This is a genomic window from Actinoplanes sp. ATCC 53533 (genome assembly GCF_003947245.1).
The window spans coordinates 87,527-98,491 of record NZ_QHHV01000057.1 but is presented as its reverse complement, the minus strand read 5'-3'; the positions used below and the strand labels follow the sequence as shown (position 1 = coordinate 98,491).

Here is a 10,965-nt window from a genome sequence, read left to right as displayed (position 1 = left end):
TCGTACTCGCGCAGCGCGTGCAGCAGGTGCCGCTGGTTGAGGATCAGAGTGCGGTCGAGGAGTTCGCGGCGGCAGGTTCGTACCCAGCGTTCCATGATCGCGTTCATCCGGGGTGTCCGTATTCCGGTGAGCACGACATCGATTCCGGCGTCGGCCAGGACGGTGTCGAACAGGGCCGGGTACTTGCGGTCACGGTCGCGGATCAGGTATTTCACCTGGCAGCCGGTGTCTTCGAGGTCCATGACGAGGTTGCGGGCGGTCTGGGCCACCCAGCCAGCGGTCGGGTGCGCGGTGGCGCCGAGGATCCGGATGCGGCGGGTGGCATGCTCGATGACCGCGAGTACGTAGAGGCGGGCGCCGGTCAGCGTGGTCGTCTCGAAGAAGTCGGCGGCGATGACGGCGTGGGCCTGGGAGTTCAGGAACGCGGCCCAGGTGCTGCTGGTGCGCTGGGGCGTCGGATCGACACCGGCCTCTTTCAGGATCTCCCAGACGGTGGAGGCTGCGACCTTGACGCCCAGCACGAGCAGTTCGCCGTGGATGCGGCGGTAGCCCCAGTTGCTGTTCTCTCGGGCCAGGCGCAGCACCAACGTGCGGATCGACTGGATCGTTCGTGGTCGCCCGATCTGGCGGGGCCGGGAGATCCGGGCGTGCCGGCGGGCGATCAGGTCCCGGTGCCAGCGTAGGACCGTCTCCGGGCATACCAGCAGCCGCAGACGGTCCAGTACGGTTCGTGGTAGCGGGTACAGCAGGGCTGCCAGCCAGGCCCGATCGGCTGGGGTGAACCGGGGCCGGGCGCCGTACAGCTGTCGCTCGAGGACCATGATCTGGTGCCGGAGCGCGAGGATCTCGGCGTCCTTGTCGCCGTCGCTCATCGGTAGCAGCCGTAGCAGCGCGAGGGCGTTGGTCACGCCGAGGTAGGCCAGTCGAAACAGCACACTCGTCATCGTCGCGCAGTGCTCGACGTAGAGCGCCGTCGCGATTCAGCCGAGAGGATCCGTGTCGGCACCTGCCTCCTGGCCTCGGTGATCAAGATGACTGTGACCAGCGTGGATGAGGTTTTCGGCACCCACAGCGTCCAGGAAGCCCTGGGACGGGCACACGTTCACGCTCGACCTCGAACCGAGTGGCAAGCTCACCGATCTGTCCGTACGGGCGGCTGGCAAGCGCGCCCATCTCCTCTCAGAGTTGTTCCGCCAAGCCGGCGCTGGGCGCACACGGCCGATGAGCCTGGCCAGGATGGGCTGGCTCCGGCCGGCGCCCCGGCCGCGACGATAACCATTACAGTCGCATTCGTGAGCGCAGATCAGGGTCTTGTCCGGGTGTCCGATTCGTTCGGCGTACGCCGAACCCGAGCCGGATCGATCCTCGCGGATGACGGGACAAACTATCAGGTCAAGTGGGATGACACCGATGAGGAAGAGCTTGTCCCACGGGGCGCCGGCGTTCACGTCGCGACGAGGGATTCGCTGCGTTTCCTGGCTCTGTCCGACTCCCGGCTGTTCCACGCCGTCTTCGCCCAAGAGCCCCTCGCGGTGGTTCTCCACCTGTTGGCCGAGTCGTCGGTCCCGCTGAAGGTGCGAGAGATCCGGGAGCGTCTGGCCGAGCTCGGTCTCCGGAACGAGACCTGGGCCCGGCACGGGCCCCGCGCGCTGGCGGTTCTGCCCAAGTGGCCAAATGTCGTCCGACGGCAGAAGGGTGACACTCTGGCTTACGCCTGGGTGGGGGACGACCTTCCCGAACTCCCGTCAGAGGCGGAGCCTGACCCGGAGCCGGCACCTACGCCCGCGCCTGTGTCGAAGGCCGCTCCTTCTCCCGCCAAGCCGATCGCGGCTGCGATACCGGCCGAACCGGCGGTGCCGTCCGCCGAGCGCCTTCGGCGCCAGATGAGCGCCGCGCGGAGCCTCGGCGAGGTCGCTCGCCTGCTCACGCTCCCGAGAGAGTTCGTGGCTGAGTTGTCACCGGAGGTGATCGCCTCCGCGCTCCGCCGGGTCGCCGCTGAGGATCGGCTGGTCGCTGGCTGGCTCGACGCCCTGACCGCCTCCGGGCCGATCGGTGCGCTGACCGAGGAACTGGCGACGGCCCGGGCGGCGAACGCCGCACTCCAGAGCCGGGTCGATGAGCTGGAGGAGTGGTGGACGGCTCTTGAGCAGAGCACCGATCCGGGCGCCGCAATCCGTCAGCCGGGTAGCTGAGGAGCTTCTGGTGGGCCGGCTCGGAAGTGCGCAGGAAGGGCGATCCGCACCGCCTTGTATCTTCCCTCGCTAGAACACGCCGATTTCTGTACCCCGCTGGCGCGATACGGAAGTTGCTGGAGACCTGTGCGATGCCAGCGCCGCTAGGGCGCCCATGGCGCTGGCTGCCAGAAGGATGCCAGCGCCACGCCGGTCCAGCACGCCGGCACCGTGTGCTGGCCTGGTTCCGCTTACCGCGCCAGGGCCAGGGCCAGGGCCGTGTCGGACACCCAGTGGTCGATGAAGGTGCTGAGGTGGGGGAGATGGTCGAGGTCGATGTGTTCGGTGGCGCCTTCCTCGGGGTGAAGACTTCGAAAAGCACGAGATGAGCTTCGTCGCCCAGATCCGGGCCGAGAACTACGGACGGCTCCTGGCCGAAGGCCTGACCCGCCTCGCCGACCGCTACGGCATCCCCACCGAGGACAACCTCGTCACCTGCCTGCTCAGCCGCGGCGCCCGCGACCAGGCCCTGGCCCTGGCCCGCAGCCTCGCCAAGGCCATGCGCCACTTCTGGCACCACGACACCGAATCCTGCATCCACTTGGCCACGCCGAAAGTTGAGGCCGCCGCCCGCCCCCTGCTCCTCGAACTCGACGAAGGCATCTCCGCGCCGTAGCCACCACCACCCCTGGCGGCTACCCCGGCCTGTACATCCTGCTCGACAAACTCACGGAGATCGCCCTAGACGAGTCGTGGGCGGACTTCCTCAACCGGCTTCTCGCCGGTCCCTGGGGCGCGAACCTGCGCCACGGCATCGCCCACAGCCTGCCCGCACCCCTGACCGCCGAGTACGCCGCGCTTGTCCTCCGCGCGGTGACCATGCTCGGCATCGTCGCCGGACCCTGTACCGTGCCAGAACTCGTCGCACACACGGTGAGCTGGGATTTCCCGGTTTGCGTCGAGGACCATCGGTGTGGTGGTTCGGCTGGTTTACCTGATGGTGATCCGGTTGGTCGGCGCTCTGGGGCTGCTGTCCGAGGCGACACCGCGTTGCTGGCGGAGGTCCTCGCCCTGCGCCATGAGGTGGCGGTGCTGCGCCGGCAGTTGAAGGGTCGGCCTCGGTTGTCCTGGCCGGACCGGGCTGTCCTGTCGGCCCTGGCCCGTCTACTGCCCACCGCCGTCCGGGCCTACCGGCTGGTCACCCCCGCCACGCTGCTCGGCTGGCACCGGCGGCTGCTGCGCCGGCACTGGACCCACCCACGCAAGACCGGCCGGCCGCCGATCAGCGACGAGATCCGCGACCTGATCCGACGCCTCGCCCGAGAGAACCCCCGATGGGGACATCGACGCATCCAGGGCGAACTGCTACGGCTGGGCCATCATGTCGGCGTGGGCACGATCCGGCGCCTCCTCGCCGCCCGGCGACCCGGCCCGGCACCGCGAACCGTGGACACCAGTTGGCGGACGTTCCTGCGTGCCCAAGCGCACGGCCTGCTGGCCATCGATTTCTTCCACGTCGACACGATCCTGCTACGACGCTTGTACGTGCTGGCGGTGATGGAGGTGGCCACCCGCCGCGTCCATCTACTCGGGGTCACCGCCAACCCGGATCATGCCTGGGCCGTCCAGCAGGCCCGCAACCTCGTCATGGACCTCGACCAACAGACCAGCCGGTACCGTTTCCTGATCCGCGACCGGGACGGCAAGTACAGCGCAGCGTTCGACGAGGTCTTCGCCGCCGAGGGCATCACCGTGGTCAAGATCCCGGCACAGACACCGCGGGCGAACTGCTACATCGAACGCTGGGGACGCAGCCTCCGCGAGGAGTGCACCGACCGGCTGCTGATCTACGACGAACGACACGCCCGAACTGTGGCCGGCGAGTACGTGGACCACTTCAACAACTACCGCCCCCATCAAGGCCGACAGCAACTGCCACAGAACCACGACCCAGCCGTCGTCATCGCGATGGACGCCCCGATACGACGCCGACAACGCCTCGGCGGCGTGATCAACGAGTACCACCGAGCAGCCTGAACCGATCTTCAAAACCCCAGTTCACAGCAGCCAACGCAGTTTTGGCACGGTACAGGGTTGACCTTCGGCTGTTGGCAGCTCGATTGCGGCGCGTACTCAAGCAGAGCGACAGCAAGGATGCTTCGCGGGGAACGGCGCCGTTCATCGGGAAGGCGGAACGCGGGACTGTCCGCTGGCTGCCAAGGTGACTTCACCGGCGGACGCCGCGTTGTCCAGCGTGTAGCGCCGTTGGAGCACGATGGCGACCGTCATGAGGGCGGCCGGCACGAGAGTGAAGCCGTAGCGGACTGCGGTCAGCGCGTCGGGAGTCTGGGTAATCTGTTCGCCGGCGCCGCTGGCGGCGAAACCGCCCACGGCCAGGCAGGCCGAGAAGAGGTATGGGCCGAGCGCACCCCCGGTGGCCTCCGCTGTGGTCCACACACCGGTGTAGCTGCCGGCGCTTGCGGCTCCGCCGCGTCCGGCGGAGGCGATCACGTCGGGCACCATGGACAGCGGCATCAGCTGCATCGCGGCGAACGCGACGCCCAGTACTGCCACGGTCCCGATGATCAGCGGCAGTCCGGCCTGTGCGCCCAAGCCCAGCGCCAGCGAGCCGGCGACGAACGCGCCCTGGGCGGCGAGGAGGCTGCGCTGTTTGCCGAACCGCCGGGCCACCAGAACCCAGAGGGGTGTGGCGAGGACCGCCGGTGCCATGAACGCGGCGACGAGTGTCGAGGTGAGGTTGGCGCGGCCCATCTCGTACTCGGCGAAGTAGGGCATCGCGGCCAGCACCAGGTTCATCGTGATCGCCACGGTCAGGTAGGACGCGGTCAGGGCGCGGAAGTGCCGGTCGCGCAAGGCCACCAGCAGTCCGCCGCGGTGTCCGTGGTCGACCGGGGTGCCCGGTGCGGCCCGGTTGAGGCGGGCGACGCCGAGGATGCCGGCCAGCATCCCGGTAAGCATGGCGGCGCCGAGCAACATTGCCATCCGGGTGTAGTCGCCGACGCCCGGGTCGTCGCCGGTGAGCAGCGGCGCGATGACGCCGGCGAGCAGGACGCTGACCGTGATCACCACGTTGCGGTAGCCCATCAGCCGGGTCCGCTCGTGGTAGCCGATGCCGAGGTCGGCGGGCGTGGCCAGGTAGGACACCTGATAGCCGGAGTAGAGGAGGTTGCCGGCGACGAACGTCACCGCGACCCACGCCACGGCGGGTGTCCCGCGGAGGCCCGACGGGACTGCGAACATGGCCACGAACACGAGGACGACCGCGGTGCCGGCGAACATCAGCCGGCGGCGACTGCCGCCGCGGGCACGGTCGGTGTCGGAGAGCCGGCCCGCCCACGGGTGCAGCACGACGTCGAGGATGTTGGCCAGCAGCAGGGTGGTGCCGGCCACGAGCGGGGGCACGGCCAGCACGTCGGTGAGGAAATACAGCAGGAAAATGCCTGGCACCGTGACCCAGATGCCCATGCCGATCGAGCCGGCGGCGAAAGGGGCGAGCGCGCTCATCGGCAATCGAGCATTCGTCATCGGCTGCCTCCTGGGAATGCTGCGGCCAGCCGGCGCACGGCCTCGTTGAGTTCGTCGGGTGTGCGGTCGCTGTAGGCGAACCGGAGGTGCCGCGCCGAGGAGAGCTGCTCCGGGTCGGCCGCGAAGAACTCTCCCTGCTGGTAGACCACGCCGTTGGCGGCCGCCCGCCGGAACAGCGCGCCGGGGTCGATGCTGTCGTCGGTGAGGCGCGGCCAGAGGAACAGTCCGCCCTCGGGCGCGCGGATTTCGAAGGCGCCCGGTAGCTGTTCGTGCAATGCGTCGACCAGCACACCGGCGCGCTCCCGGTACAGGCGGGTGGCGCTGCGCACGACCCCGTCGTACCAGTGGTCGTCGCGGGTGACCAACCGTTCCACGATCGCCTGGGTCACCGAGGAGGTGTGTACGTCGAGGCGGCCGCGCAGCCGGATCACCGGCTCCACGAGGTGTTCGGGCAGCACCAGCCAGCCGACGCGCCAGCCCGGCCCGAGGGTTTTGGTGAACGTGTTGACGTGGATGACCCGGTCCGACTCGTTGAAGGCCGCGACGCCCAGCTCCTGCCCGGCGAAGCGCAGCTCCCGGTACGGGTTGTCGACGATGACGTAGAAGCCGTGCCGCTCGGCCAGCTCGACGAGCCCGTGCCGCTTCTCCGCGGAGAGGCTGGCCTGGGCCGGGTTGTGGAAGTCGGGCACGGTGTACGCGGCGGCAATCCGCGCGCCGGCGGCGAGCCGCCCGGCGAGGTGCTGGACGTCGAAGCCGTCGGCCAGGACCGGCACCGGCAGGATCCGGGTCGTCGCGACGTCCAAGGCCCACAGGAATCCCGGGAACACCGGATCGTCCACGGCGACGGTGGCGCCGCGCTCGACGACGGTCAGCACGGCCAGGGTGAGGCCGTGCATGCCGCCGTTGGTCACCACGATCCGGCGCGGGTCGACGTCCTCTCGCCTGGCGATCCACTCCCGCAGCCCGGTGAAGCCCTGAGCCGGGGAGTATTGCACGGCCGCGGCCGCGGCGTCATGGTCGCGCCACAGCTCCGCCGACGCCTCCGCGATGGCCTCCGCCGGCAGCGCCTCGGGCGCGGGGATGCCGGCAAGCAGGCGGATCGCCCCGGGTGGCGGGTGGAAACTGGCGTCGACGAAGCCTCTCGGCGCCGCGAGACCGCGGGAGAGGGAGGACAGGGCAGTCATGCGGCAGCTCCCAGTTCGGCGAGGAATCGTTCGGCTCGTCGCGCGAACAGATAGGCGCCGGAAGCGGTCGAATGCGCGAGGGCACGTCCGGCTGCAGCCCGGACCGCGGGCAGGGGCTCCCCTCGGGCTTGCGCCAGGCGCGCCTTGACCAGAAGGAGATGACCTTCGCTGTATCGCTGGCCGTGCTGCCAGACCGCCTGATCGGCCCGGTCCAGGGCGGCGGCCGCTCGGTCGGGCAACCCGGCCGCCAGCCACATCTCGCCGATGAGCCCGTAGTGGTAGGCGATGCCCCACTGCGGTGGGTCGAGCAGGTTGACGGCCAGGAGCTGTTCGGCCTCGGCCGCGAAGTCGGCGGGATCGTCGCCGGTGAGCGCGTGTGCCCAGCACCAGTACTGCCGGATGTAGTGCTCGAGCTGAGAGCGCAGCCGGGTGAGGCCGGCGGCGAACCACCGCTCACCGGCGTGTTTCGCCAAGCCGGCGTCGCCGGCCATGGAAGCGATCATGGTGGTGTAGTAGACCCAGACCGAGGCCGCGTACGGATCGTTCGGGGCGTCCCAGGTGTCGACGAACGCCAGCGCCTCACCGACGTCACCATGCAGCGCCGTGATCACTGCCCGCCAGCCGGGCCCTTCACCCGGAATGCTGCCGTCCCGGCGCAGCGGCGTGTCCTCGCCCGGCCCGTCCTCGCCCGGCGTGGTCAAGATCCGGTACGCGTCGCCGATGTTGCCGACATCCCATTGATGCAGGCCCCACGTGTGCCGACCGTAGCGCCGCACAGCCGGATCGGACGACACCTGACCGCGTCCATACATCTGGCGGGCCAATTCTCCACGACCTTCCTCGATGGAAGTGAAGGCTCCCATCACGCGGATGAAGAAAAAGTCGGCGGCCTCCGCATCGCTGTCGAGAGTGCGCGCGAGATACTCGGCCCGCTCCAGCAGTTCGAAGGTTGAGGCGTCGTAGCCCGACTCTCGACGGACGACGATGGCCAGCAGCGTGAGGGCGGACAACTCCAGCTCGTGCAAGCCGCAGGCGCGGGTGACCTGGGCGGCGGATCGCAGCTGCCGGTTGGCCGCCTCGAACGCGAGTTTGTTCGCCGCGCGGCGCCCGGCCTGGATCAGCGCGGCCGCCGTGCGGGCGGGCTCGGCGAGCGGTCCGGCGGCCCACAGGTGGTAGGCGAGGCGTTCGGCAATGGCCTCGTCACCGCCGTGGATCCGTTCGAGCGCGTCTGCGACGCGCAGGTGCAGCCACCCGATCTGTTGTTGGGTCGTGGTCTCGGAGACCGACTCGCGAACCAGGTCGTGCGTGAAGGTCAGCGAGGACGGATCGTCCGGCCTGGGCTCGAGCAGGCCGAGCGCCTGCACCGGCTCGAGGCGCCGGAGGCAGTCCGCGACGCCCACCCCAGCGGCGCTGGACAGCAGCCGGAGGTCGATGGTGCGGCCGATGAGCGCGGCGACGTGCAGCAGGTCACGTGCGCGGTCGTCGAGTCCCGCCATCCGGTCGCGGACCACGTCGCGCACGGTGGACGGAACCCCGGTGGACGCGGCGGCGTCGTGCGGGCCGGCTTCGTGTAGGAGCCGCGACAATTCGCGTACGAAGAACGGGTTGCCGGAGGTCCGGTCGTGGATGGCCCGGACGACCGCGTCGCCGAGATCGTGGCCGGTCTCCCGGTGGACGAGTGCCGTCACGTCGCCCAGACCGAGAGGGCCGAGCCGTAGCCTGCGGTGGCCGGGCCGCCGGCTGGCGGCGGCCAGCACCTGAGCGAGATCGGTGGCGAGGGTGGGCGCCCGGTCGCGGAGCGCGCCGATGATCGCGGTGCGCGGCGGCAGCCGGGCGGCAAGATGGCTGAACAAGCGCAGCGAGGCCACGTCGGCCCACTGGAGGTCGTCGAGGATCAAGACCGTCGGCTGTTCGGCGGAAGCCTGGCCGATGAGGGCGACGACCTGCTCGAACAGCCGGAACTGGGCGTTGCCGTCGGGCACCGTCCGGTCGGCGGTGTCCTGCGGTGTGAGGAGGATGGCGAGCTCGCTGGCCAGCCACTTCTCTCGTGCCGGCGCGGGCAGGACGTTGACGATGGAACCCAGTGCCTGTTCCCAGGGCCACATCGAGGGCGTCCCGTCGCCCTCCAGGCAGCTGCCCCAGACGACGAGCGCGTCGCATCGGCCGGCAACTGCTGCGGCCTCTTCCAACAAACGTGTCTTGCCGACCCCTGGCTCGCCCTCGACGATGCCGATTGCCGTCGCGCCCGCTGCGGCGGTCTCGACAGTGTGCCGCAGCACGGCGAGTTCCTCGACGCGACCGACCAGGCCGGTGGGAGGCTCCGGCGATGCTGGGGGTGGTGCCGGGGGAGTGGGTTTGGCGAGAACCCGCCGCTGTGCCTCTTCCAGCCCGGGGCCGGGATCGATACCGAGCTCGTCGGCGAGGCGGCCTCGAACCGTACGGAACACCGCCAGCGCCTCCGCCTGGCGTCCGGCGGCGCCGAGGACGTCAATGAGGCCGGCCTGGACAGGCTCGTGGAAAGGGGCCATCGACGCGGCCAGCTGCACCGCGGGGAGAACGCGTTCCGGCACGCCTGTCGACACCGCGCATTCGCCGGCTGCCGTGCACGCGTCGTAGAACTCCTCGTCGAGTGCGGCGAACACCGTCGTCGCGCTGGTCCCGTCGGCGATGCCGTTGCCTGCCGGGCCACGCCACAGGCCGAGCGCCTGGACGTAGTGATCGAGTGCCGTTCGATGGTGTTGCCGGGTCAGGTCGGCCCGGGCGGCGTGGACATGTTCCCGGAAGTCGACGAGGTCCAGCATGCCCGGGGCGGCGGTGAACAGGTACGAGTTCCCGCGACGCTGCAGGAACGAGCCGGTCCCCCGGCTGGCCAACTGCGGCTCGAGCACCCGCCGGAGCGCACCGATGTACTTCTGGATGACGTTCAGAGCGCTGGCGGGGGCGTTGTCACCCCACAGCAGGTCGATCAGCTCGCTCGTGCTGGTCGGTCGGCCGGCCCGGGCCAGGAGCACGGCCAGGAGCAGAGTCTGTTGCGGTGGGCCGGCGGCGACTTCGGCACCATCGCGCCAGACCCGCAACGGGCCCAGGATCTGGAGTTGCACGGGAGGCCAGGAGAGGATCGACACAGCTCCGGGATCATACCGTAGGTGCACGTCGACGCCGTTACGCCGAAACTGCCGCGATCGTCGGGTGATCGTGGCGACCTGATGGGCCGGCCGCCGCCGAACGGGTCCGCCGCGGTTGTTCGCCGAGCGGGCCTGTTCGGCGCGGTCGAGATCGGCGCTATGCCGCACGCCGGATTGCCTGTGGTTCGAGCCCGGTCGGCGCGCGGAGCGTTCGTCGGGCCGCCCAGATGTGGATGACCAGGCCGAAGCCCCAGCCCACGATCGACCACAATGGCCAGAAGAACTTCTCCGGAGTGGCGAACCACCACGTGACGACCTGGCCGACGTTGGCGAGGACGTACCAGATGAGGTGGGACCACAGACCCCATCGAATGGCACTGCTACTTCTCTGCATCTGTTTACCTCCGTAGGCGGGACGGCTCAGATCTGCTGGGTGTAGAGGTCGGCCTCGGTGATGACCGGGGCGGTGTCGTCCTCGGGACGCCCGACTCGCGCGGCTGAGCCGAACATCGGGCCGCGTGCCGGCTGTACCGGGGCGAAGGAGGCGAAGCCTCGGTGGTGCGGGATGTCGTCGTACACCGCTTCCATTCCGCCCCGGATCAGGTAGGTCTCGTGCCAGAAACCGGTGCCGCCGCTGTTGTGCAGGAAGTCGCGCCACCACAGCCGGTGTGGTTCGGAGCGCGCCCACGACAGCAGGGAGGGCAGGTCGCGCCAGTACTGGCGGATGCCGACGTGCATGGGGAACAGCGACCACATCAGCGACTCGTGCTGGAGGAGCCCGTCCGGCTTGGGGCTCGCGGAACGGCCGATCTGCGGGCCGTAGCCCATCAGCGTCCGCAGGCCGTAGATCCGATTGACGCGCATGCCGAGATAGACCACGACGAGATCCGGATACGAGGAGAGGTCGACGGTCTGTCGATTGACCCGAGTAGGCATCGC

9 protein-coding genes are annotated in these 10,965 nt (G+C 69.6%); 3 read left to right on the top strand and 6 right to left on the bottom strand.

Going from position 1 to position 10,965, the window contains the following annotated elements:
* The coding region (locus tag DMB66_RS19710) for a DDE-type integrase/transposase/recombinase (protein WP_148112752.1) at positions 1 to 935 on the bottom strand (935 nt) is incomplete at its 3' end.
* 18 nt (positions 936 to 953) lie between these two features.
* Between DMB66_RS19710 and DMB66_RS19705 the strand changes: the two genes are divergently transcribed.
* From DMB66_RS19705 to DMB66_RS19695, 3 genes are all read left to right on the top strand, one after another.
* Positions 954 to 2,192, top strand: coding sequence for a hypothetical protein (locus tag DMB66_RS19705; protein ID WP_125805560.1), 1,239 nt, complete (start codon positions 954 to 956; stop codon positions 2,190 to 2,192).
* 364 nt (positions 2,193 to 2,556) lie between these two features.
* Entirely contained in the window at positions 2,557 to 2,847 is a 291-nt protein-coding gene (locus DMB66_RS19700; protein ID WP_125805559.1) for a hypothetical protein, read from the top strand.
* 374 nt (positions 2,848 to 3,221) lie between these two features.
* Positions 3,222 to 4,208 (top strand): integrase core domain-containing protein, encoded by a 987-nt coding sequence (locus tag DMB66_RS19695; RefSeq protein WP_233624708.1) that lies wholly within the window; start codon positions 3,222 to 3,224, stop codon positions 4,206 to 4,208.
* 141 nt (positions 4,209 to 4,349) lie between these two features.
* Here the strand turns inward: DMB66_RS19695 and DMB66_RS19690 are convergent, their stop codons facing one another.
* The 5 genes from DMB66_RS19690 to DMB66_RS19670 all read right to left on the bottom strand — a co-directional run bounded on the left by DMB66_RS19690 (position 4,350) and on the right by DMB66_RS19670 (position 10,962).
* Complete coding sequence (locus DMB66_RS19690; protein WP_125805558.1) at positions 4,350 to 5,717, bottom strand: MFS transporter; 1,368 nt, start codon at positions 5,715 to 5,717, stop codon at positions 4,350 to 4,352.
* The gene (locus DMB66_RS19685) at positions 5,714 to 6,901 is read right to left on the bottom strand and encodes a PLP-dependent aminotransferase family protein (protein ID WP_125805557.1); all 1,188 of its coding nucleotides are present in this window, start codon (positions 6,899 to 6,901) and stop codon (positions 5,714 to 5,716) included. Before DMB66_RS19685 ends, DMB66_RS19690 begins: the two co-directional genes overlap by 4 nt.
* On the bottom strand, positions 6,898 to 10,002 hold the full coding sequence (locus DMB66_RS19680) for a BTAD domain-containing putative transcriptional regulator (protein WP_199752503.1): 3,105 nt from the start codon (positions 10,000 to 10,002) through the stop codon (positions 6,898 to 6,900). The genes DMB66_RS19685 and DMB66_RS19680 overlap by 4 nt, the downstream gene beginning before the upstream one ends.
* 181 nt (positions 10,003 to 10,183) lie before the next feature.
* The gene (locus tag DMB66_RS19675; protein ID WP_125805556.1) at positions 10,184 to 10,420 is read right to left on the bottom strand and encodes a 2TM domain-containing protein; all 237 of its coding nucleotides are present in this window, start codon (positions 10,418 to 10,420) and stop codon (positions 10,184 to 10,186) included.
* A gap of 26 nt (positions 10,421 to 10,446) precedes the next feature.
* The gene (locus DMB66_RS19670; RefSeq protein WP_125805555.1) at positions 10,447 to 10,962 is read right to left on the bottom strand and encodes a monooxygenase family protein; all 516 of its coding nucleotides are present in this window, start codon (positions 10,960 to 10,962) and stop codon (positions 10,447 to 10,449) included.
* Positions 10,963 to 10,965: the final 3 nt, after the last annotated feature.